The 24,659-nt window shown below is 35.9% G+C and carries 23 protein-coding genes; 8 read left to right on the forward strand and 15 right to left on the reverse strand.

Annotated elements, in window-relative coordinates; all coding sequences use genetic code 11:
• Positions 1–254: 254 nt before the first annotated feature.
• From BV906_RS03420 to BV906_RS03430, 3 genes are all read right to left on the reverse strand, one after another.
• Complete coding sequence (locus tag BV906_RS03420; protein WP_087972050.1) at positions 255–1,634, reverse strand: FAD-dependent oxidoreductase; 1,380 nt, start codon at positions 1,632–1,634, stop codon at positions 255–257.
• A gap of 393 nt (positions 1,635–2,027) precedes the next feature.
• Entirely contained in the window at positions 2,028–2,810 is a 783-nt protein-coding gene (locus tag BV906_RS03425; RefSeq protein ID WP_425435163.1) for a DUF2935 domain-containing protein, read from the reverse strand.
• Positions 2,811–3,202: 392 nt separating this feature from the next.
• Positions 3,203–3,631 (reverse strand): hypothetical protein, encoded by a 429-nt coding sequence (locus BV906_RS03430; RefSeq protein ID WP_245843816.1) that lies wholly within the window; start codon positions 3,629–3,631, stop codon positions 3,203–3,205.
• A gap of 286 nt (positions 3,632–3,917) precedes the next feature.
• On the opposite strand from BV906_RS03430, the gene BV906_RS03435 reads away from it, so the two are divergent.
• Positions 3,918–4,121, forward strand: a complete 204-nt coding sequence (locus tag BV906_RS03435; protein ID WP_087972051.1) for a hypothetical protein — start codon at positions 3,918–3,920, stop codon at positions 4,119–4,121.
• A 121-nt stretch (positions 4,122–4,242) separates the two neighbouring features.
• Here BV906_RS03435 and BV906_RS03440 read toward each other — a convergent pair whose 3' ends face one another.
• Positions 4,243–5,418: a glycosyltransferase family 4 protein gene (locus BV906_RS03440; protein WP_087972052.1), complete on the reverse strand. Its 1,176-nt coding sequence runs from the start codon at positions 5,416–5,418 to the stop codon at positions 4,243–4,245.
• Positions 5,419–5,783: 365 nt separating this feature from the next.
• Here BV906_RS03440 and BV906_RS03445 point away from each other — a divergent pair, with 365 nt between their 5' ends.
• The gene (locus BV906_RS03445; protein WP_087972053.1) at positions 5,784–6,110 is read left to right on the forward strand and encodes a nucleoside triphosphate pyrophosphohydrolase; all 327 of its coding nucleotides are present in this window, start codon (positions 5,784–5,786) and stop codon (positions 6,108–6,110) included.
• Between the two features lie 114 nt (positions 6,111–6,224).
• On the opposite strand, the gene BV906_RS03450 is transcribed toward BV906_RS03445, so the two are convergent.
• From BV906_RS03450 to BV906_RS19740, 4 genes are all read right to left on the reverse strand, one after another.
• Positions 6,225–6,863, reverse strand: coding sequence for a restriction endonuclease (locus BV906_RS03450; protein ID WP_176330250.1), 639 nt, complete (start codon positions 6,861–6,863; stop codon positions 6,225–6,227).
• Between the two features lie 292 nt (positions 6,864–7,155).
• Entirely contained in the window at positions 7,156–9,063 is a 1,908-nt protein-coding gene (locus tag BV906_RS03455; protein WP_087972055.1) for a DUF2339 domain-containing protein, read from the reverse strand.
• An 866-nt stretch (positions 9,064–9,929) separates the two neighbouring features.
• Positions 9,930–10,274, reverse strand: a complete 345-nt coding sequence (locus tag BV906_RS19735; RefSeq protein WP_245843817.1) for a zinc-binding dehydrogenase — start codon at positions 10,272–10,274, stop codon at positions 9,930–9,932.
• On the reverse strand, positions 10,249–10,812 hold the full coding sequence (locus tag BV906_RS19740; protein WP_245843819.1) for an alcohol dehydrogenase catalytic domain-containing protein: 564 nt from the start codon (positions 10,810–10,812) through the stop codon (positions 10,249–10,251). Before BV906_RS19740 ends, BV906_RS19735 begins: the two co-directional genes overlap by 26 nt.
• 133 nt (positions 10,813–10,945) lie before the next feature.
• Between BV906_RS19740 and BV906_RS03465 the strand changes: the two genes are divergently transcribed.
• Positions 10,946–11,632, forward strand: a complete 687-nt coding sequence (locus BV906_RS03465) for a response regulator transcription factor (protein WP_087972056.1) — start codon at positions 10,946–10,948, stop codon at positions 11,630–11,632.
• Between the two features lie 686 nt (positions 11,633–12,318).
• Here BV906_RS03465 and BV906_RS03470 read toward each other — a convergent pair.
• The 4 genes from BV906_RS03470 to BV906_RS03485 form a co-directional block, all read right to left on the reverse strand.
• The gene (locus BV906_RS03470; protein WP_087972057.1) at positions 12,319–15,204 is read right to left on the reverse strand and encodes a DEAD/DEAH box helicase; all 2,886 of its coding nucleotides are present in this window, start codon (positions 15,202–15,204) and stop codon (positions 12,319–12,321) included.
• Between the two features lie 115 nt (positions 15,205–15,319).
• Positions 15,320–15,709, reverse strand: coding sequence for a (deoxy)nucleoside triphosphate pyrophosphohydrolase (locus BV906_RS03475; protein WP_087972058.1), 390 nt, complete (start codon positions 15,707–15,709; stop codon positions 15,320–15,322).
• Positions 15,710–16,328: 619 nt separating this feature from the next.
• Positions 16,329–16,832 (reverse strand): hypothetical protein, encoded by a 504-nt coding sequence (locus BV906_RS03480; protein WP_176330251.1) that lies wholly within the window; start codon positions 16,830–16,832, stop codon positions 16,329–16,331.
• Positions 16,833–17,087: 255 nt separating this feature from the next.
• Complete coding sequence (locus tag BV906_RS03485) at positions 17,088–17,642, reverse strand: hypothetical protein (protein WP_176330252.1); 555 nt, start codon at positions 17,640–17,642, stop codon at positions 17,088–17,090.
• Positions 17,643–17,867: 225 nt separating this feature from the next.
• On the opposite strand from BV906_RS03485, the gene BV906_RS03490 reads away from it, so the two are divergent.
• The 5 genes from BV906_RS03490 to BV906_RS03510 all read left to right on the forward strand — a co-directional run bounded on the left by BV906_RS03490 (position 17,868) and on the right by BV906_RS03510 (position 22,468).
• Entirely contained in the window at positions 17,868–18,872 is a 1,005-nt protein-coding gene (locus BV906_RS03490; protein ID WP_087972061.1) for a tetratricopeptide repeat protein, read from the forward strand.
• Positions 18,873–18,898: 26 nt separating this feature from the next.
• Positions 18,899–19,180 carry an RNA polymerase alpha subunit C-terminal domain-containing protein gene (locus BV906_RS03495; RefSeq protein WP_087972062.1) on the forward strand — a complete coding sequence of 94 codons (282 nt, stop codon included), beginning with the start codon at positions 18,899–18,901 and terminating at the stop codon, positions 19,178–19,180.
• Positions 19,181–19,356: 176 nt separating this feature from the next.
• The gene (locus tag BV906_RS03500) at positions 19,357–19,860 is read left to right on the forward strand and encodes an Lrp/AsnC family transcriptional regulator (protein ID WP_087972063.1); all 504 of its coding nucleotides are present in this window, start codon (positions 19,357–19,359) and stop codon (positions 19,858–19,860) included.
• Positions 19,857–21,062, forward strand: a complete 1,206-nt coding sequence (locus BV906_RS03505; RefSeq protein WP_087972064.1) for an aminotransferase — start codon at positions 19,857–19,859, stop codon at positions 21,060–21,062. The genes BV906_RS03500 and BV906_RS03505 overlap by 4 nt, the downstream gene beginning before the upstream one ends.
• Positions 21,063–21,373: 311 nt before the next feature.
• The gene (locus tag BV906_RS03510) at positions 21,374–22,468 is read left to right on the forward strand and encodes a plasmid pRiA4b ORF-3 family protein (protein ID WP_087972065.1); all 1,095 of its coding nucleotides are present in this window, start codon (positions 21,374–21,376) and stop codon (positions 22,466–22,468) included.
• A 116-nt stretch (positions 22,469–22,584) separates the two neighbouring features.
• On the opposite strand, the gene BV906_RS03515 is transcribed toward BV906_RS03510, so the two are convergent.
• From BV906_RS03515 to BV906_RS03525, 3 genes are all read right to left on the reverse strand, one after another.
• Positions 22,585–23,043 (reverse strand): SRPBCC family protein, encoded by a 459-nt coding sequence (locus BV906_RS03515; RefSeq protein ID WP_087972066.1) that lies wholly within the window; start codon positions 23,041–23,043, stop codon positions 22,585–22,587.
• Positions 23,044–23,326: 283 nt separating this feature from the next.
• Positions 23,327–23,677, reverse strand: a complete 351-nt coding sequence (locus BV906_RS03520) for a PepSY domain-containing protein (RefSeq protein WP_087972067.1) — start codon at positions 23,675–23,677, stop codon at positions 23,327–23,329.
• Between the two features lie 130 nt (positions 23,678–23,807).
• On the reverse strand, positions 23,808–24,593 hold the full coding sequence (locus tag BV906_RS03525; RefSeq protein WP_087972068.1) for a hypothetical protein: 786 nt from the start codon (positions 24,591–24,593) through the stop codon (positions 23,808–23,810).
• Positions 24,594–24,659 lie beyond the last annotated feature (66 nt).

The raw sequence follows: 24,659 nt of genomic DNA on the forward strand, positions 1-24,659 counted from the left end.
TACCTCCTGTTTCTTTACTCATTAATTCTTTTGAAACCAAACTCCGTAGCAATATCCTCTTCTGCAAAGTTGGGTTGTAGTTAGGTGAGTATGTTTGGTATTGCAAGCATTTGGAACATACCTTGTTCGTCCCTTATCAGAATTCACTTTAAGAAAACATTAAAAAGCAGCATTAGAGAAAATTCTCTAATGCTGCTTTTCCGCTTTAGTATTCACTATACTTAAGGCCATTCACCAAAACCGTTTTTCTTTAATTAAACAAGTACGGCTTCCTGTTTTTTAATTTTCCCAGTTTCCTTTGCCATTGCTTCCATTGCTTCCATTGCTACTTGATTTATGAAATTTATTGGTTTATTGTAATGTGGTTGGAAAAAGAAATCAGTTAATGCCAATTGTTCAATCGTCATATTGTTTGCAATACCCACGCTTATTGTGTTAATTGCCTGCGTAAAGTCAGCATCCGAAATGACTTGAGCACCAACAATCCGATGGGTCTCAGTTTCATAGACTAGCTTTAATTGAATTACCGCATTTTCTGGCATGAATTCTGGACGATAGTTATCTACAATTGAGGCACTATCTACAGATAATCCAGCTAATTTTGCAGCACTTTCTGTTAATCCTGTTGATGCAATATTATGATTGTATATTTTCAATCCTGAAGTGCCTTGTGTTCCAGGGTGCTCCAAGACTGGACGCACTAGATTATGAGCCACAAGTGTACCCATTCTAACCGCATTGGTTGCTAATGGAATATATGCCGGTTTTTTTGTTGCATTATTAGTTACAGCACAGCAATCCCCCGCAGCATACACATCTTTCACACTTGTTTGCATATATTCATCAACAATAATTGCACCATTGCCCAACATATCTAATTGACCTTTAAATAGTCCTGTATTCGGTCTAAATCCAATACACATCACGACTAAGTCTGCGTTGTATTCTCCTTTATCCGTAATCACCTTTTTCACAGCATGAGTACCTTCAAATTCGGAAACAGTTCGACCAAGTGCCAAATCAATGCCACGTTGTTTGAAAGTTGTTTCAACAGGTGCAGTGAATGAATCATCTAAATATCTGTTTAGAATTCTTTCTTCACTATCAATTAATGTGACATTTTTGCCGTTTTCTTCAAACGCTTCAACTAGCTCAACACCAATATATCCTGCTCCAACAACGACAACATTTCGAGCGGATTCTGAACGTTTGATAATCTCTTTTGCATGGTCAAAGTTCTTACATAACAAAACGTTTTCCAGATCAGAACCGGGAATTGGTGGTGTTACAGGCCAAGAACCTGAAGTAATAATCAGCTTATCATAGCTATAGTTTTTCGTTTCATCTGTTTTCATATCTCTTGCTTGTATTTGCTTCCCGTCCACATCACAGGCCATCACTTCATGATTCATATGCATGTGTACACCAAGACTCTCGAATTGCTCTACAGAAGCGTAAAACAGTCCATTCGCATCTTTAACCACGCCACCTACATATAGGGCAATACCACAAGAAAGGAATGAAACATTATCATTTTTTTCAAAAACATTAATTTGTGCGTCAGGGTAAAGGTTCAATATATTATTAATCGCTGCTGTTCCAGCGTGCGTACATCCAATAACTGCTACCTTCATCAATCATCATCCTCCAGCATTTATGTTCATTGCTTCACAACTTTACGTGAAGTTATTCACATAAAAGATTTATAAACTTAATATACCATCATGTGCATAACTTCACAAGTGAAAATAATTGATTTACATAAATTTCATAGATTATATTTATTTGGTAATATTTACTCTCCAAGTCCAAGCATTAAGTGATGAAGGAAGATGTGAAATCAGAAATCTCTCTATTCAGGATGTTAAAGACAAGCTATCATTTTCAGAGTTCACCATGGAAGATGCTACGACCAGTGAGGTATTTGATACAGTGGTGTCAGTCCCCTACCGCTTTACAGTGTTAAAGTAGTTGGGGACTGGCACCTAGAATCTAAAGGTTTTCCTTTTTATATTTGTATTAATTACTTAACTACCCCGCTGTTGCGTTCTGGATTCTGCCAACTTCATTAAGTAATAATGTTCCTCCCTTGCCATATGGTCTGCCATCGAAGCCGTAAATGTTCCTAACACTTCCGCACTTAATTCCATTTCCTCCAGTTCATTCAAAAAAGTTTTAAATAATTCTATTTCTACATCAACATTATCATTAAATCTATTTAATGCTGGAAATGTCTTAACATTTGCACGTAAATAACCCGTTAATTCAACAGCTTTCAAATAAAATTGATCAAAGTGTTTGGTAAAGTTCTTGCTTTTTTCCTTTAGTCTTTTTTCTACTCCATCCATTCGATCATTAATTGCTCCTGCATGGCCAGAAGCATCAAGCAGCCAAATTAAATGATGATGTAATTCGTGGAATATTGGTGGTATGTTCCCTTTTTTGAGGTAGCTTAATACAAGTTGGTATTCTTCTAATTCGTTAACCATATGATTTAGAAAAGTAGGTGAAAGGTGAATGCCAATTCCATTACATAAATGTCGTTTGATGATGGAAAGTTTAAACTCTTTTAATTGCTCAACAATCTCCTCAACAGTAATCGAAAAAGAAGTGGCATTAGATTCGGTGAGAGAACTTGCTTGGGCAAGAAGGTGATCGAAGTGTTCGATAAAATAAGCAGCTTTTGCAATGTCTTCTTTTTCGGAAGGATAAAGCGAATCATGGATAAAGCGAGAATGATCCCCAAGAACCTGGAGCCAAAACCGATGTTCAAAAACAACACTTTCTAAATAATTACCCAGTGTATACATCCCCTTTATTTTGCACTTCGCTCCATTTTATTCAACATCGTATGATATTATTACGTACGTACTGTTTTTTCTTGCTTGCAAGAAATTGTAATTTAAAGTGCTGGATGTTCTACTGCTTCTTTTCCTTAGTTAAGGAAGCATGCAGACAGGCGAAGATTGATTATCGCCATTCAGTCTTGCTGCTCTTTATCATATCCCGATAGACCCATTAAAAGGTCATTTTTTTCAATTAGAAAAACTGCACAAAACTCTGTGCAGCCTCTCCCCCTTACTTATTCAAATTTTATTTTCCCAAGCTCTCTCTAATTTATATTCTTGAAACAAAAATCATGATTATTAAACAAATTTAAATTATTATCAATTAGGGTAATTATATTCGTACCCTATTTAAATTACAACTTTGAATTCCAATATTTAATATATGCTTCATACCCTCTTACATCTTTTAAATATGCCACAAGCTGTTCCCCGCTCATTTTATAGGAATGTATACAAGAAACTCCATCACGAAACGCTTTCTCGATTCGATGATTTCCATCAATAATTACATGTATATTCGGACTGATTTCCGCTTGCAGTGTAGGTTGCGTAATATCAACCGTTGGCAAATGATCTTCATTGACCGAAGTATGCCAATGCGTTTTAAACCATTCGTTAATATCAATTTGCTCTTCTTCAACGTCTAAATCGCCCTTATTAATATGCTCCATAATTCTGGAGATATTGAATAGGAAAATTCCATTTCGAAAAATTTCGTCTCTTTCATTCACAGGAAGTGGTTTGTAGTCAATGTTCATTTTGAACTTTCTATTTTTGTTCATTTTGTTCTCCTGTTTTTAGTCCATTTAGTGTTTAATGCTTGTATTCTCCTATCCACAATTTCCTCATTACTTTTTTACGGACTGAATACAAACAAGGGGGTCACATCATTCCGTTCCCCACTGCTTTACGTATTAAAGCAATGGGGACTGGCACTTGAATTCAATCTAAATTCATTATGAAAATGCCATACAATCCTTTTAATTACATATCCTTGTAGTAGAATATAAATAGAAACCCACAAATTTAACACCCATATTTGGTAAAAGAATTTATAGGAGGAATCTCATGAAATTCGGTTTGCGAAAACCAAGCTTGAAGAAAAGAATATCTGCAAAAACGAGTATTAAACGCCAAGTCGTCCATCGAGCAGGGTTAAAGATGCCAAAAGGCAAAGGATGGGTTCGTAATCCCAAGAAATATGCCTACAATAAGGTTTACAACAAAACATCATTTGATATATTTAAATTGTTTAAGAAGTTATTTAGGTAATCAAAATGCAATTCTACCAAAATGGTGTCACTCCCCACCGCTTTACAGTATTAAAGTAGTTGGAGACTGGCACCTAGAATTTTGCGGTTACATGGGCTTACCTCTTCATTTGTTTAATTCTTTACAGAGTAGCAAGTAGTTCTTTCTCTTTCAGTTTATACTGTTGAAGTGCAGTTCGATAAATCTTCTCGACCTTTTTTACGCACACAGCAGAAGAATAGTCAGAAATTACGTCTAATCTTGCATTTTGACTTATAAAGTCCCTGTTCTTTAATAACAAATCCAATCCTGTAACAAACTCTTCGTATGATGAAAACTGCCATCCATTAACCCCATCCACAATCAATTTTTCCAAACTTGGGTCCTTTCGGCAAAGTGGAGGAATCCCATTTGCCATTGCTTCTAAATACGTTAATCCTTGGGTTTCACTATTGGAAGCACTAACAAAGACATCTCCTAATTGGTAAAATGCAGATATTTCTTCAGGAAGAACCATTCCTATGAAAATCACTTTTTCCGAAAGTCCTAATTCACATACATACTTTTCTAGAAAACTGCGATGTGGGCCATCTCCGACAATCAACAAGGTGAAATTACGTTTTTGTATTGTTGATAGAAAAAGTATTATCTCTTCCAGGTTTTTTTCCTTTGCTAATCGTCCAACAGATATAAGCACTTTGTGATTACTAGGGATACCAATTGTATCTTTCTGTTTTTGTTTGTTAATATTTTCTACCTTTTTTACATATAACCCCAAATTTATTCCTGTAGGTACAACATGAATCTTTTGATTTACACCGTAACCTTCTAACAAACATCGTACTTTGTCCGTAGGGGCAATCACACCCTCGGTATGCTTTAGAATAGATTTAGTAAACCGTGCAGCCATGGCCTTTCCCCATTTTTTATTAGGTGAGAAATAATGCGTATAATCCTCGTATATGGTGTGGTAGGTATGTACAATTGGGATATGAAGCTTTTTCGCTATATGCCTAGCCATTTGAAAGGTACTAAATTCACTTTGGGAATGGATAATGTCCGGCTCCCATTCAATTATAGCCTTGAGGTATAAATTTTCAGTACCTAATGCTACTCTTGCACCCGGATAGATTTTACCAATTCCTAAAGATCCTATATATGTTACATCATCCTTCTCAAACGAGCGCAACTTTCCTGATAATGTTAGTATTCGTACCTCATGTCCAAGATTAATTAATTCTTGATGTAAATTCACAACAGAAGTTACTACCCCATTAATTACTGGAGTATAGCACTCCGTTGTAATTAAAATTTTCATTCTGTTCCTCCCTTATACGGAAAAATTAACTTTTAATTTATTATACTAAAAGTTAATTAAATTCCCCTTAAGATAAGGTTAAAATAAGTTTACAATAAGCAAAACTTTATATGTCTAAATTTATTTTCCGCTTTTTGTTCGAGGGTACAGTGGTCGACTCATATTTATCTTATTCTTAACAGCAATGAAGATCCCCTTCCTTCATAATTATCCGATTAATATAGCACTTCTTATTTTCTATCCAGACAACTATCCTTTTGATAATCTTTCATGTAAAAGATATAGGAGGCAAAATCCCTCTCTGTCGATGTTTATCTCGTAGGCAAAAGTGAAACAGTAAACTAACAATTAAAAGGAGTGTTCATATGCCAACATATAATAAACTCGTACGTGACCGTATCCCGGAAATCATCGAAAACTCCGGTAAAGATTGTAAGACTGACACTCTAAATCAGGACCGTTATATTTTGGAGCTGAAGAAAAAAGTACTTGAAGAAGTGGAAGAATACCAGCGGGCAGCAACTAAAGAAGATGCATTGGAAGAACTGGCTGATCTACTAGAATTAATTAATACGCTGGTGAAAGATGTTCATGGCTCCTCCATGGAAGAATTAGAAAAGATCCGATTGGATAATGCTGAGCAGCGTGGCAGCTATGAAGAGAAAGTCTTTCTTATTGAGGTTGAAGATTAGGTGATTATTTGGTAAAAGAGATTCCACTGTAATTAGTGGAACCTCTTTTTAAAAACATTTTTAAATAAGTTGGTGCCTATTTCCCATCGCAAAGTATTAAAGCGATGACTAGATTTACAGTAAAAAAACTTCACTCTCATTATCAAGTTTTTTGGTTGCTTCTTCTATAATTTCAACTAACCTGCTGCCGTTTACTAAGATAATAGGTTTATCCAAAACATAGGATATTGCATGTTTGGTAAATTCTCCAGTCGTTACAAAATATCCCTTTTCTGCTTTACAATCAATAATAGCGCTATGAAACTTTTGTATTTGTGGCCGGGTTACTTTCGTTCCTTCACCAAAACGTTTGCATTCGGCGATTGCAAAATAATCATCTCTATAGATCATTATGTCTTTCCCGCCGTCACCAGTTGGCGGAGTTACATGGGCATCATATCCCATCTGTCTAAACAAATCGCAAACGTAAATTTCAAATTGTCTAAAGGGCATCTTTCTTAATTGATTCAAATTCCCCTGTCTTTCCAGCACCTTGCAACGTTCTTCTTTTTCTTTTCGTTCCCTTTTCTGCTTTAAATTTCTTCTTATCAAGATTATACCTGTTATAACGATGCCGATAATTAACCAACCTACAATAGATAAGCTTGATAACAAGAGTACAATCTGATAGAAAGCAGCAATTAATAAAAAGCCTGTAAAGAGCATCAAATATAACAGTAAATTACTTTTTTTAATTCTTCCACGTCTAGCCAAATGAATTACCTGCCTCATCTTTTTAGCTAGTATGCCCAAAACGTGGAATCAATTTACAACTTACTTTCTCATATATGGGGAATTATAAAATGTCCTTTCCCAACCATCATTATCAGAAATGGCGCACTCTATTTCCTTCTCAATTATTATCTAATAATTAAACAGTAACCCAAGTATTTGACCATAGAAACATCCACGAAAGTTTAATTTTCTACTGTTCGGACTGGGCAATTCTCACATACTTTCGTAAGTCTCAAGCAGTTCACCCCTACAGTAGGCTAAGTGACCTAAATTAATCCTCTTTCTCTGTTCTGTTATCTTTGATATAAAACAAGCGGGATAAAACGATACCCAACACACCAATACCCATAAATAATCCAGCACGGACAATGAGGTCGAGGAAGGCTAGGTCGACAAATACAAGCTTAACAAGTGTCAGGAAAAGTAGCCCAATCCCCAAAAGGCGGACAGATTTCTTCTGATAAACAAATCCTGCAATCAAACAGCCTGTTGCATAGAGAGCCCAGCCAATCGATATGGACATCACTTCAATACTCACTGATTGATTGACAGTCAGTGCTGTAATAAGTTTTGTAATAAAGGTCAAATGAATCGTTACGTTTACTGCTACCACTACCATATGAAAGTAGCGATTGATTTCTGTCCGTACCAATTGATACAAAATATATAAAGAAATAATCACCCCAATCCATAATAAGGTTTCCAAACTGATAGCCTGATAGAGGTTTGGTATTTTCATCAAAAACAGGACATGTGCAGCAAGCAGGACACCTGTCAGTATTTGCTGCACATGATTTTCTACAAACGGTTTTAAGAGAATATGCATGGCATAAAGCGTTCCAATCAATAAAAGCATGTTGAATAAATCCCAACTCCATAGATCATACAGCGGATCAGCAACAACCATTAATGCGGTTAAAAAATAAATGATCAGTCCGATAAACCTTTGTGCGAAAACATGGAAATAGTATCCGATATACGTGGCGAATAAACCTACAATCAAATACATGGAAAAAATCATATCCGAATTATTCAAGCCCTCAAAAATGATACAAGACAGACCAATTGTTGAAAGGACAATGGACAGCGGAAATAATTCTTCCCTTTTCCGCAGATGGGAATAATAGGCAACGGTGCCATATCGAATGGTGGCAATGACCACATAGAGCAGATAATACAGATCCTGATCGATGGCATCAAAACCACCTTTTGTCCAAAGCAATGTCGCTATAAAACTGGTAAACAGAACAGGAAATGTCCCTCTATTATTCATCTTTTTAAAATAGAGGGTGCCAAAGATCAATTCATGCTGCAGGATCATACCCACTGCCATCCAGACGAAAACAATCGAATCATATTGGAAAGCAGACATGGACAATGTTAGAAAGACAAGATGAAGCAGTACTGCAGCAATATAGAAAAGCTTCTTATATTGCATGCGAACGGCGAAAATTAATAATGCAATATAGAAGAGCAGTTCATAGCCAATCACAAGAAAAATCTCATTAGTATCTGTCTCTCCCTGGACGAGAAATGGGATTAAATAGCCAAATGCCGTCATCATGATCCCCATTGCCTCTGATTTATGGCGGTGGGCTAAATAAATTCCCATGGCAACCCAGAGAACATTCAGGAAAAAGGCAAACCCGGCTGGAATCATACCATATAAAATATGCATCGCAAACGTTGACAATAGAAGAATCGCAACAGAACCGGATACAAGCACCTTTCCTAATGCATGATGATCGCGCTTGATTTGTTTCTCGCCGATGTATAAAAGTAAAATTGCAGCAAGAAAACCAGTAATAACTCGATTCGTCTCATTTAATATTCCTGCATCGACCGCTACTTTGAATCCCCAAATAACTCCTAATAATAGAATGAAAATAAAAATTCTTGGCAGCCAGACCCTACCAATCAGATTTTCCCAATCAACCGGCTCCTTTCTAGTATCCATTGCAGTTTTCTTCGGTGTTTCAAAAGGATTGGGCGGTTCGGTGGTTCTTGGCTTTACGATTTGTTGCTTATAATCAGTTGTATTGAGCGTATCCTCTGATCTTGGCTCTTGCTTCGGCTTGATTGGTTCTTTCTCAGCCAAACGTTGCTCTTTTAGTAACTGAACATCCATCTCAAGTTGCCTGACTCTCTGCTCTAGCTTAATAACTTTTTCATCTTCCATCGGTTACCCCCCTGACAGTTCCTGTCACCACCCGAATATCGGTGTAATATGTCGACTGATAATGATAATTGTGATACATGCTTTTAACTGTATTTTTCAAATTTACTGATCAGTTATATTTTACCACCTTATCATACACATTTATAGTACAGCAAAGAAACATAAAAGAGATCTATAATCTAGTGCTAAAAAGATTCTTAAAACAGCAACATAATCTATGTGAAACCTGCTTACTCGTTTTGAAGGGTAATTTTTTGTAATTGTAGTATAGTATTTTTAACGTTTAATTCAACTTTAAACCGAATAGAAGTTTATCAGATACCTAGTGGCAAGCATACTGTTCTAGTAAAACAACCCATTGAGAGGGTTTGGAAATTAAAAAATTCTGCAGCCATAGAAACGGCTGACATCCAAAAAACCTGGCATAATACCGCCAAGCCTACGTTTCACTTACACTGAAATCCTAAAAAGATATATACCCAATCAACATAAAAAAATATTAGCATCCAGAAACCACAATGGTATTGGAGGCTAACACATAATTATTCATATGAACTGGAAAAGATTAACGGGTTCCTTTTCTGCGTTCAACCAGAGTGATCCCTTTCCCCAGTGGGACGAAAGATAATGCCAGCCCCCACCCTTATACAGTATGAAAGAAGTGGGGAACTGGCATTGATATCCTAGTGGGAAGCTTAGAAACCATCCCTTCGCTTCCCACTAGGATATCAGCTGTAATCTGTTACGACATATGTTCCGGTTACTTTAAAGTTACTCATATCTTCAAATATATTCTCTACTTCTGATAATTTAATATGGCCAGATACCATTTTACTTGGATTTAATTTATCTTGTGCAACTTGCTCCTACAGAGATGGGAAACGGTAGGCAGGAATACCAAGGGTTGTGATAAAAGATTTTTCACCTATGACCATTTCATCAATCGGAATAGGAATAAAACCTCCTTCTTTTTTCGTTGTAACTCCAACTTGAAGGTGACGCCCACCTTTCTTTAAGCTGTTAATTCCATTTAAGCATGTCTCTGTAATTCCAAGAGCATCTACCGAAACATCCGCTCCACCTTTTGTGATCTCTTTTACAGCTTCAACTGGATTTTGAGTATTACTATTAATTACATAGTCTGCACCAAGTTTTTTGGCAAGCTCTAGGTTTGCTTCATTAATATCAACACCAATTACAAATGCACCCATGGAAGAAGCAATTTGAATTGTTGAAAGACCAATACCACCACAACCATTCTCCAGGTAACACATTTACACGATCAACAACACCATGATACGCAGACATGAATCGGCAACCAAGTGCTGCTGCATCAGCAAAATTTAAGCTATCAGGAAGATGTATTGCATTACGGTCCCCTTTTGGAATAGCCACATACTCTCCATAACCACCCTGATAGGCTGTCCCAGGAACAAGGAAGGAATCACAAAGATGAGTATCACCAGCGATACAATGCGGACATGTCCCATCACTTCCAGAGAATGGAACTATAACACGGTCGCCTCGTTTAAAGTTTGTAATATTGCTGCCTACCTCTTCCACAACACCAGCAAATTCATGACCAATGATGGGTTGAATAATCCCATGATCGCCAATCCATACATGCCAGTCACTTCGACAAACTCCATTCGCCATTGCTTTTATTAAAATTCCATCTTGATCAATTTCTGGTACCGGAAGATCTTTTACAACTGCTTTTTTCACATCTTCAATTACTAATGCCTTCATAATAAACTCCCCTTTTATAGTTAATTAAGTAATTTCTAATTAAAATGCTTTCACTATATATGTTATAATATTTTTAATAATTTATATATTACCAACTTTGTATAACAAAACTACTACAAAAGGAGTGGATATTATGATAGAAATACCTACCTTTTCGGAACAATTTACAAAGGTAAAAGAACAAGAAACACATGAAGGAAAACTAATCGTTGTGCTGGAGACTTTTTTGGACTATTTTCCAGTAGACAATGCTTATCTTTTCAGATTTTCTTCAATAGGAGTTTTAGGAGAAGGAGTTATTGCTATTGAATATAATAGAATACATTATATTCATGAGCAGCGTTATGATGTCCGAACGGTACCAGCCATTATGACTAGCATTCAAGAAAAAAGGGCTTCCTTCCTGAGTGGAAAGGAATTATTTAAAATTACTTCAAGTAATCATATTCTAAGTAATGAGATTACTGCCTTTTTAGTAACTCCAATTTTGAAAAGAGGAAATGTCATCGCATTTATTTATAGCAATTGTTTCAAAGATGAAGAGAGAATTGATGATGATTTACTCGATTCCATTACCCTGTTCAGTAAAAGAGTTGGGGAGTTAATCCATGAAACATATGCTGAGCAACATCTTCTCAGTAAACGTGAGTTTGAGGTAATGAAGGAAATTGCGAATGGCTTTTCAACAAAAGAAATCGCTGTATCTCTATCGATTAGCGAATTAACGGTCAAACAGTATGTAAAACTTGCAAGAAATAAACTTAATGCATCCAATCGAGCACATGCAGTGGCTAATATGTATCGATTAGGAATTTTATAATATGTAGTGAAGAGGATAGAGCTGTCAGTTCTCCACTGCTTTACCACTTTTAAGCAGTAGGAAACTGACACATTGGCCCCTTACTTCCAAAATTTCCACTATTTTATAGCACTTCCTATTCTCCTACCAGATAACTACCCTTTTGGTAATCATGTAAAAGTAAGGAGGGAAAATCTATTTCTCTGTCAATGTTTATCTTAAAGGCAAATGTGAACCAGTAAACTAACAATTGAAAGAAGTTTTCTACTTAATTAACCTAAATGAATATCTTCCACAATACGTTCCACCAAACGTAAATTGGTTCCTGTCCCCCCCCCCCCCGCTTTAGAGTATTAAAGTAGTGGGTGGAATAGGGTCCATAGCCCATAAATACGCTATTTAATGAAGTTCACGGCTCCTTCATGGGAGAATAAAATAAATTCAATCTGCCAAGGCTGAGAATCGTGGCAGCTATGAAGATAAAGCCTGTCTTGTAGAGGTTGAGAGTATTTCGGCTAATCAGTTTGAGGTTAACTTCAAGGTAGATAAAGATGATTAAAATATTTTCATAAGTTGACTAAAATTTACGAGTATAAATTGCAGATTTATTTTAAAAGAAAATTAAACCAAAGTTAATAAGAAAGATAAATTAAGTTTAAAATGCTCAATTCTATTTAAAAGAATTGAGCATTTTAAAAGTGTTTTACTTACATTTCCAGACCATTAACTATATACTTATAAAGCTTACTTTCAACCGGTTGTTCCATAATCATATTCATGTGTACGACAGGCTTATTATCTGACATTTTGTCCTGCTGAGCGGTAGCTTTATCTGGCTTTACTTCACCCATGTAATAAAAACCGGTTCCCTCATCATCATCTTTCTTTACGAATAAATGAATATCTAGATTATTTTCCTCTGCATGAATAATTTTCTGGACTTCGCTTGATTGTAAGGTTCTATTGCTTCTAGTATACCATTTAAATAATTCAGGACTTATGAATTCATCTCCATAATCGACACTTGCTTCCACTTCATTATTTTTATGATATGTAACAAATACAGGACATGTTTGATGTTTTGGTTTATAGCCGTACATGGTGGAACTTTCATCATTGTCCCAGTTTAATAACTTACAAGAATCTTTTCGAGAGTATTTCTCATATAGCGTTAAAGTCTTGTCAGTATTATACTTTTTACTTTTTTCCATTCCAGTGCGAATCACATCTTCAACTAAATGCTTAAAGTTCCTATTATTTTCAAGACTTTCTTTAATCTTACTGTTAAATGAATAGTTTCCACCTTCGAACTCTACAATTGGTTCAGCACCGTACTTCTTTTGATCATTTTGAGAAAAGAAAGATAAACTAAGTATACGATGTACTGATTGTAGAGTTACTTGATCGACAATACAGTTAGAATCCTCGAGTAGGTGTAGATAATCCCTTTTCGTAATTTTCGTATGACGTATTAATTGATCAAGTAGAATTAATTCGTGTTTTCTTTTACCTGGAAGAATTTCAATAGAAAGCATTGTCAGAACACTATTTTCATAAGTATTTAGACTTGGCACTTCTTCCTTTACCTTAAGCAAAAACTGATAATAGTTCTTATATTTTTCTGCTATTACTACTGGATCAATCGAATGATTTTCTACAAAATCGTAGAAATATGGTACTTTACCTATTCTATTTTTTAATTCTGTATAGGCTTCTTTAAGGACTTTCATTGCAGTTAGATTACTATTATTAATCGATTTAAAGATCTGCTTCTTAGCTATTTCTTCAAAATTAATTGTTGAAACACCTTTAATATAACTGGTTTCTGTCGTAGCCTTGCGAATATTATCTTTGTTCTGTGTCTTATCTCCTGAGAGCGCTACTGGAATTAAATAGTTATTTTTATAGTTTCCTATAAAATCAATGATGGTAACAAAATCTTTTGAGTCGTGCTTTCTAAGTCCTCTTCCAAGCTGTTGAATAAATATAATACTGGACTGAGTTTGACGGAGCATAACCACTTGATTAATACTCCGTATATCGATACCCTCATTAAAAATATCTACAGTAATAATGTAATCCAGACTTCCATTTTCAAGACAATTTACTTGATACATTCTATCTTCCTGTGAATGATCACCGGTTAAAGCTACTGTCCTTAATCCCCTATTATTCAAAGCTTCTGATAACTTTATAGCTTCTTCTTTTCGGCTACAAAACATTAATCCTTTTACCTGTTCACCTGAATAGCTATAATAGTTCACTTTATCCATGATATGATTAACACGTTCTTCCGTAACAAGATGAGAAAGAATGGTTGCATTATCAATGAGCTCGCCATTGTATTCTAAATCAGTTACCCCAAAGTAATGAAAAGGACAGAGCATATCCTCCTCTAGTGCTTCCTGCAACCTAATTTCATAGGCTATGTTGTAATCAAATAGCTCAAAAATATTAAAATCGTCTGTACGTTCCGGAGTTGCTGTCATACCCATTAAAAATTTTGGTTTAAAGTAATCGATTACTCTCAAATACGAATTAGCACCGGCTTTATGAACTTCATCGATAAGGATATAATCAAATTCTTCTGGATCAAATTGATCTAGCATATGCTGCTTTGAAATTGTTTGTATGGTTGCAAATAAGTATTTTGCTTCTGTCTCCTTGGTAGACCCTGATAAAATTCCAAATTCCTTGTCTATACCACCTGTAATGAGTTGAAATTCAGATTTAGCCTTATGAAGTATTTGTTCTCTATGTACGATAAAAAGCATTTTTTTGGGTGCTAACCTTCTTACATCAAATGCAGAAAGGTAAGTTTTACCTGTCCCAGTTGCAGAAATTACCAATCCTTTATTATTTCCTGCATTACGAACCGACTCGATTTGTTCCAAAGCAGCAATCTGCATTTTATTTGGTTTAATTTCTAGAGCTTCTTCTAAAGGATTCACACTGTAATTTGGAGGTAATTCTATAACTTTTTCTGCCTTTTTGAAGTCCACTGGCGTATATACTTCCTCGTAATTTTTTACCCATTGATCTGTTAAAGGATGTGCCTCATCCCAAACATCTTCAAATTGTGACTTGAAGTGGTTGATTACTTCCCCATTTTCATGAGATGAAAGCTTAACATTCCACTCATGATTGACTTGTAGTGCATGGGCAGTTAAATTAGAGCTTCCGACAATTAGCGAATAATGGTGACTATGTTCAAATATGTACCCTTTAGAATGAAATCCAGGTATATCCGTCATTCTCACTTCAACATTTGTAATCTTCATTAATTCCTTAAAAACCTTTGGTTGATTAAAGTTAAGAAAGGTCGATGTTAAGATTCTTCCTTTAATCCCTTTTTTATTCAGATCAAGTAAATGCGATTTAAGGGTTGCTAGTCCACTTTCCGTGATAAAAGCAACCGAAAATAGAAATGAATCGCAGCTATCTAGCTCCCCCAAAAGTGTGGTTAATACGTTTTTATTCTGGTTTGTATTATTTATTAATAATTCAGGAACATATCTGCTAGACTTATTGTATTTTTGGTCAATGAATCCCTTATGTAAGGAATCCTGTAAATCTTGGATAAAGTCTTCCATAATTACCACCAATCATTTCCAATTTGTAGGTTAATTTTACTACTCGATCTATTAAACTACAAATTTTTTAAATATTTCAAAAACCTACTCAAAATTGGAGTAGGTTTTTAATTAATTATACTGTCGCTAGTTTCTCAATCGCAGGTATATCCGCCGGGGCCCATTCTAATGTTTCTAGTTCTTTTGGAGATAACCACTTGATCTCAGCGTGTTCCGTTAATACAGGCGTTCCTTCCAACAGTTTACATTTATATGTAGTCAAATGCACAATTCCAAAATCATATTCATATACGGTATGTTCAACTTGTTCCCCTATTTCAATATCACAATGCATTTCTTCATCAATTTCCCTCTTTAGCGCATCTTGAGGAGTTTCTCCAGTTTCTATCTTTCCACCCGGAAACTCCCACATAAATGGCAGTGACTTATCTGGACCTCTCTGGGCACATAGAATTTTATTTTCTTTTATAATTACTGCACCTACAACGTGAATATCTTTTTTCATGGGTTTCTCCTTTGTTACAAGCTTTATTTGAGATTATATAATCTATTGTTCATAAATTATACTATAACTGGCAAGAAATAACTAAGACAGTAATAAGTGTTTTAGTTCAAATCTAGACTTGCTGTATATTTTCCAGACACTGTACTGTCTGTTTATAAGTAGATAAATCGGACAAAAAATTACCCTATCATAATTTAGTAAAGATGATAGGATTTCGTCACATTATTATACAAATATAGATTTATAAACTCTCACTTAGGGCTTCTCCATATTTTAAATCCAACCTTAACAGTCAGTTCACAACAATCTAAAGATATTCCTAGCTATTTCCAAACCTGCTCAGCAATTTCAGATACATGCTTCAACTTAGCCAATTGCTTCAGTGCCAGATAATTACTTGCTTCTCTGATTCGGGATTTAATTATTTCCGAATCTTCCAATGTTGATTTTTACTTGTGATGAATCCTAGAACAACCAAAAGAATAGGATCCTTTACATGTTTTAATACATCCAGTCCGCCTGAACGTTCATCATCGAACTCTAAGAAAAGTGCAGCGTATTTTAATTGGCTAAAGATTACATCCTTGTTTTTCCTTGCAGGCTAACAGCTTCCTATCATTTATCTTTTTTTATAGCCATTTGTAATCCAAACCAACCAAATTAAAAGACAAATCAAGCAAAGAAACCATTTTAAATGAGATAAAGTAGCACTAAAAACTACGATACCACTCATATAAGATCCATTTAGAATCATATGGAGGTGCAGCACATTTTCAACCAAATCAAACAGACCTGCAATGAAAGGGAAAACAATCACAAAGGAAAATTTATCAGACACTAAACCTCTATTCAACGGTTTGCTTAATAACGAAGCCAAGAAAACAGAATAGAAAATCGGATGTAAAAAATCAAGATAATAATGATTAAAATAATGATGATTAACACCGTCAGATTCCCACTGGTTTACGATAGTCGAAAAAACGGAAGAATCAAAAGTAGTTTGCAATACAAAAACATCTTTCAGGTTCAATTTTATAAGAATACTTAGGATGACGGATTGGGAAAGTAAAAACGCTAATCCAAAAATAACGGTTACTGTCGTTTTGCTCAATTTATCAATCAATAAATTTTCTCTGTTTATCAAAATCACCCACTTCAATTTTAATCTTACATCTTATATATAGATTTTATCTGCAGTTGCCCTTTCGTTAGATAAAAGGGGCGTTAATCCTTCGTAGATCAACAGCCCCCAGTTCAACAATATGTATATAATTTTTAATTAACTGGTCGCCTAATAAAATAGCAAAAAACACAATCTCGGTAGAAAATAGTATTATTTTGTACCCGCGGATGACTTTCTGTTAAGCATCTCAGATTACTACTCGGCTTTTACATTCTCTTCCCCCATTAAATCACCCAACTTCCCTTTCATCTCTTCCGTAGTCACAATACAGGTCAACGTATTAAACCTCGTCTTTATTCTCAACTCATATTGATCATTGATTTCTCTTGAAACTCCATAATAATTATGCTTCACATCAATTCGTACAAATTCAAATGATTTTATACTTTTCCATGATGCAAAGCGGGCACCACACAATATTCCATCCTTCGTGACAGCAAATAAATTTAGAAAATTTGACATGTCAATAACCGGAATCATAAATAGGAAATATAACATTAATACAAAATCATGCTGAAATTGTAGGATCAAAATGAACATCCCTATTATCGATGTTAATACCAAAGCATAGAGGATGATGCCAGCTTTCTGACTGGTATAGGTCGGAGATTTTACTGTTTTTCGAGGTTCTTTCCGGATTGAAGCCAACTCATCAGTAGTAACCGGCAGCACAATATCCTGCTTCATCTTGATTAGAAGCTGAATAAACCGATAGGCATAATAAAATACGATTGCAATGAATATCCACATAAAAAAATCCATCAAATCACCACGCTTATTATTTTTACTTACCCCTTCATACGGATAACAAGCAAGGAAGGTTTCATTCCATTTTGTTAATAGACCTTATTTAGATAGCTTAGTAATTCTGTCTTTCATATTACATAATTGCACATCCAATACCATTTTGCTGAATTTCATCCATAAAAATAGTATGGTAACTAGAGAGATATGTACGAAAGGAACTGTGACTTTATGGATATAGGGCAATTACAAAAAGAGCTTAACAAACACGGCCATCAAAAAGCAGCAGAGCTATTGCCTAAAGTTAAGCAAGATGTTGATACACTTGATCCGATTAACCAAATTTTCGAAGTCTGTCAGGCGGATACGATCGACTTTTCGGACGATATCAATATTCTGTACAGACAATTGCGTGGGCTATCAACATTTGAAAAATCCTTTCACGCCATTTTGCTACGTGATTTGCAATCCATCCTACAAGAAGTGTCCACCCCGGCAAGTGACACTAACAGCATATTCATGGAAGAGGCTGAACTGCAGGAAGCAATCACGACCTATCAACTAGCAATGCAGGGTGTTCCAACCGAACAGCTTGCATTGGGTAAATTTTACAAGGCAATCAGGCGAGATGATTGGGCATTTGTATGGTACATGACAGCTGCGAATGCAGGCAATCTCGATGCCATCTACTGGGTTGGCAATTATTATTTTGACGGGATTGTTGTTGAGAAAAATTTTAAAAAGGCGTTTACGCGCTATAAAGAGGCTGCATTGAAGGGCCATGCTGACGCAATGAACAATTATGCAGATATGTATTTTCGGGGAGAGTATGTGGAAAAGGACGTTCACCGTGCATATGAATTGTTTTCCATTGCTGCGAATCTTGGTGTTGCCGAATCCATGTATACAGTTGGCTATATGTATCAAAATGGGATCGGCATTGAAAAGGATTTAGAAAAAGCAACGCATTGGTGTACCAAGTCCGCCCTTTCTGGTGACAACTACGCAGCTAATCACCTCGGTCAGGAAGCCTTTGAACAGGACAATGGTGAGGAAGCCTTATATTGGTTCCAGATGGCAGCAGACAGGCAGGACGCCCTTGGTAAATTCAATCTTGGCTATTGCTACGAATCCGGAACAGGCACTCCCATGAACATAAAAAAAGCAAAGTACTGGTACCAGCAAGCTGCACTACTAGGTGATAAAGAAGCAAAAGCGAAGTTGAAGGAGTTATAATAAGTAATTAAGAAAGAGGTAATAAAATGGCAAATTTACGAACATGTGATAAGGGACATCATTACTACAAAAGCAGTGATTGTCCGACCTGCCCTACTTGTGAGAAAGGGCGGAAACCGAAACATGGCTTTCTTTCCCTGCTCTCTTCTCCCGCCAGACGGGCATTGGAGCATAATGGCATCACGACACTAGAGCAGCTAGCAACCTATAGTGAAAAAGAAATCGTAAAATTTCATGGTATGGGTCCAGCTTCTTTACCTAAACTTCGAACAGCATTAGAAACAGAAGGATTATCATTTAAAAAATAAATGGAGAAGAATATGGGGTCAGGTTAATAAGCCTTCTCCTGCTTCCGTATATAATTTTTTCCACTTAATATATTTTAGTTTCATTCCAAATGATGTTATAATTTTTCCATTGCATTGACATGTGAAAGATATAATAATGTAAGTTAATAAATTGAGTGTAATCGGAGGCGTATTATTTGAAGCTGACAAATCAAGAGTTGAATATTCTAGCGATATTGGATGAGAATCACAGTGTTTCTCCCAAATCCATCGCAATGCAGCTAGAAACGACGGAAGAGAATGTAAATAAACTGATCAAGAAATTGGAAGAAGAAAAAATTATCGTAAGCTACCCTACTCTGATTAATTGGAATAAAATCGAGGGAAAAGAAACGATTGTTGCGATGATTGATGTCAAAGTGACACCACAGCGCGGCGTTGGTTTTAATGAGGTAGCAGAGCAAATTTACCGCTATCCGGAAGTCAGTTCGCTTTATCTGATGTCAGGTACATATGATTTATCAGTTACAATTGAAGGTAAGAGCATGAAAGATATCGCCTTATTTGTATCTAATAAATTAGCGACCATTGAAAATGTTGTTTCTACGACTAGCCATTTCATGCTAAAGAAATATAAACATGATGGTGTTATTATGGAAGGAAATGAAGACAAAGACCGGAGAATGGTGGTTTCTCCATGAGTATCGATTATCAGCAGTATCTTTCCACAACAGCAATGGGACTTGAACCATCGGGAATCCGCAAGTTCTTTGACCTCGCAGCAAGTATGGAAGACGTTATTTCGCTTGGGGTTGGCGAACCGGATTTTACTACCCCATGGAATATTCGGGAGTTTGCAATCGATGCACTTCGGGATGGTCATACTTCCTATACAGCCAATGCTGGATTACTGGAACTTCGTGAGGAAATCTCTAAGTATTTACAAAGAAGATTTCAGGTTGAATATCAGCCGGAAGATCAGGTAATTGTGACAGTTGGAGCCAGTCAGTCCCTTGATCTCGCATTCCGAACCATCTTGAATCCTGGGGATGAAGTGCTGATCATCGAACCTGCCTTTGTTTCCTATACCGCACTTGTGACAATGGCCGGTGGGGTTCCAATTAGAGTTGAAACAAGCGCAGAAAATGGCTTTAAGGTGACACCTGAACAGCTTGAGGAAGTGATTACGGACAAGACAAAGGCTATTCTTCTATGTTCACCAAATAACCCGACAGGCACGAGCTTGAATAAAGACGAACTGACAGCAATTGCAGCCGTCGTTGAAAAACATGACCTGCTCGTTGTTTCTGATGAAATTTATGCGGAACTGACATATGATCAGGAATTTACCAGTTTTGCGTCTATTCCAGGTATGTACGAACGGACTATATTAATTAATGGATTTTCCAAAGGGTTTGCCATGACAGGCTGGCGTTTAGGTTTCATTGCTGCACCACAGGAATTAATCAGTATCATGATAAAAATTTATCAATTTACCACGATGTGTGCACCAACCATGCTGCAAATGGGAGCAATTGAAGCATTACGCAACAGCTCAGAACAAGTCGAGAAAATGCGGCAGCACTACTGGAGAAGACGGAATTTTATCGTTCAATCACTTAACGAGATTGGACTAGAGTGCCATACACCAGGTGGGGCGTTTTATGTTTTCCCATCGATTAAAAAATCCGGATTAACATCAGAGGAATTTGCACAAGGTTTGCTTGAAGAGGAAAAAGTCGCCGTTGTTCCAGGCAATGCATTCGGAGCTTCCGGTGAGGGCTATATCCGCTGCTCCTATGCTACTTCCATCGAACAAATTGAAATCGCGATGAATCGAATTGGTCGGTATATGGAATCTCTCGTGAGATCGAAAAATACCGCAATGGAAAAAGTAAAATAAACAAACAATAAGGAAGAAGCATGGGGACGGTTCCTGCTTCCTCTTTCTACTTTAATATCAACCTTATCTCAAATATATTGATCAAATTATTTAAGAGTGAGTTCATCCACTCCGTCATTATAAAAGAAGAAATCATATAATTAAGTTATCTATTTTGCCAACTCACTCGTACTAATAGTAGTACCTCACCCCTAGTATCAGCTCAACCCAGCATCTCCATGTTTCGGTTATTAAACAACATAGCAAAATGCTATAATGCAGTTAAACGAACTAAAGTATGAGTCCATAATTAATACAAGGAGTTATTCAGTATGCACATACAAGGTACTAAAAAACTATTGGATTATTTAAAAATAAATCCTGTGTCCCATCAAGAGGAAAATTCCCTTTACGCATGGCATGCCAATCTAATGATAGTGGACCGCAAAAAAGCGATTGTATTAGTAAATGACAAAAATCGCTATATCATTGTTTTATATGGAATCGTTGCGAAGCATTTAAAGAAACTTGATGAACTTATTATAGAAAGCATTCGAAAAACATTTCTGGAAGAGGGTATAAAAGAAGAAATTGTCGAGCAATATATTAAAGCTTCTCCTGATTTCACCTTTAGCAAAACAAAAGATAATACATCCGTTGCCAGAATGAATAAATCATGTGAAACGATCTATATATTTGATGATTTATTAGATAGGGAGAATATTGTACAAACAACGTTTAACAAAAGAGCAAGTCGTTATTTAATTACAAATGGAAAGAATAATTATATTAACCCTAATCGGGAACTATTTGACAATCTTACAGCGTTCGCCGGTCAAGTATCCATACAAACGCAAGCTGTATTGCTTAACGTGAAATTAAATTTAGAAAACGGGCATGCTTTACGCAAACTGGTAGTTCCTCTTCATTTCACTTTTTATCAATTACATAAAGCCTTGCAAATTGCTTTTGACTGGGAAGATTACCATTTACACGAATTCTATATTTATGGAGATAATGCAAAGGGTACAAAACTCATTTTAAACATTGTTGGCGATGAAGAGACTTTAAATTATAAAGATGATATCCCGGTGAAGCTTGAAGCAGGGATTAAATTATCCGACTACCTTCCAACATATAAACATATGAATTATGTCTATGATTTTGGTGATGATTGGACCCATAGTATAGAAGTCGAATCAATCATGAATGATTATGACAAAAATTATCCGATATGTATGGAAGGTGAAGGAAACACACCACCAGAAGATGTAGGTGGAACACATGGCTATGAAATGTATTTAAACATCCTGAATGATCCTACTCATCCCGATCATCAGCATATGCTGGAATGGGGTAAAGGACAAAGTGAACGGGAGTTTAATCTTGAAAAGATGAATAGATTTTTGAAGTCTAAGTTTTATTAGAGGTACATTTTTGGCGTAGATTACTTTTATAGCTTCAGCTGATTTTTAGCATATCAAGTCAAAATCACGACTCAGATGAGACCTGAGTCGTTTATTTTTCCGCTATTTAAATATGATTATGATTTGCTTGTTTCCGCTTCAGCCACATGTTTAACACGTTCTAGAAATTGAACTACCACCTTATCAGATGCAAAGATTAAAAAGATTTTCATAAACCATTTTAATGGGCGATTGGTAGTTGTATAGTTTAAATACGTTTTGTTTTCATTTATCTTTTTTAACTCATAGAAGGCAGTAATTTCAAATATATTGGCAAGGGTAAAACCGACTTTCATCTTTTTATAGTCTGGTTCATTCAAATATTCCAATGTTTCCACATCATATTCTTCAACTCGTTTACCTTCTTTATATTTTTGGCGGTATACACTTCCAACAATTTCGTCTGTTATCTTAACCGGCTGTTGATCGACAACCTGTGGCATGATTTTTTGCATCTCTTCCAGTGATCCGTTAAAATAACTCCACACCTGTTCAATTGGAGCATTTATTTCTATATCCCTTGTCCACTCTTTCATATTATTCCTCCATCAGTTTTGTTTCAAGAATTGTTTTTCCTATAGTGAATGTACCATTATATAGGGATACATGCTATAGTAAATGACTTTCCCTCCTGTTAAAAATAAACGTCTGAACAAAATATCATCGACTTGGGTGCGAGAATTGATCTCAAGCTAATTTCCATATAAAAACTAAACTGCGAGTAGGTTACACCTCACTTACGCAGTTTAGTTTACATTTTACTTAGTTTGGAAAGTAGCCCTCATTCCCAGGTTATTCGGCTTTTACTTATTGCTAAAACTAGTCATCATTATCGTCGTCATCATCGTTATCATTATCATCTGACTCAATTTCCAGGATATCACCTGTTTGTGCATTTATAATCACTTCATATTCATCATCGTCTTCTGACTGTAATTCTACTTCATATACTATATATCCGTCTTCATTGTCCAATTCTACTTCTTCTATTGTTCCAGGTATTCTATCTAGTGCAATTTCTTTACTTACTTGCTTCGTGACATTATTTTCTTGCTGTTGCTTTGGTTTGTGGTCATCCGAATCTGCAGATACACTTGCAGTTGTCGATCCGACTCCAATCATAGTTACAGCGATTGAAGGAATAACATACTTACTCCATTCCTTATTCATTTAATCCCTCCTAGTTTTTGTTACACTTTCACCATACCCTCTTTTTATGAAGGTATTGTAAACTAGAGGTGATAATCCTATTAAACGATGTTTCATTTCTGTAATATTTACTAACCTTTACAGCACTGACTCACAATCTCAAAAAAGGGTTGCCTGTATATGCAATACTAAAGGCTATAATCAGAAAAAATAAATAGCATACAATAATAAGCCAAGTTAGTCCCATCCTTACTTTTGGCTTTTTAAGCCTATTTCCTATCCCAAGAGCTAACAATGGGATGATTTGCAATGCATGTAAACCGACAAAATGTGGAATTCGCATGTCACCATACTCCATGCTCCAATTTAATAATGGCAACCCTGGACCACCATCAGGGGCACCTACTGTATGTTGTAATTGTGCCGACATGTATCCCCCAATAGAAGAACCTAGGATAGAAATCCATAATCCAAATTGAATTGCTCTGTTCATGTAATTCGGGAGCTCTTTTGGTGGAAAGAATGTGAAGTACCCGGCTAAAACACAAGCAAAAACGGTTGCAAACGCGATGGAAACTCCCATTAAACTAAAAATAACGCTATCAAAAATAGAGTCAATGTTAAAATGGGAACGAACCCCTCGAGCCGCTTGTATACTAATTAATACGATTTCCATTATCATCGTTATAGAAGTGCCTACTGCTATCAAACTTTTGATACGAAGATGTTTTACATACCCTACTAGATAGGCAAATGTCAGCAAGTATAAAAAAATAGATGCTGCAAATTTAAATGGCTTGTTCCAGACATTAACCCCTAATAGTTCTCGATGATCGATGGCCATCAATAAAAGAAAAATAATCATCAGCGCAAAATGAATCCATGCCGTTATACTCAAAACAGGACTGCGCCGGTGTATCTCTTTTAAAAAGTTCATGATTTATATCCCCTCCGTATCTCTGAATTAAGATAACTACTTTTGAAATAGAAGATCAATAGTTTT

It is taken from the genome of Oceanobacillus rekensis (assembly GCF_002153375.1).
Classification (GTDB): Bacteria; Bacillota; Bacilli; order Bacillales; family Amphibacillaceae; genus Oceanobacillus; species Oceanobacillus rekensis.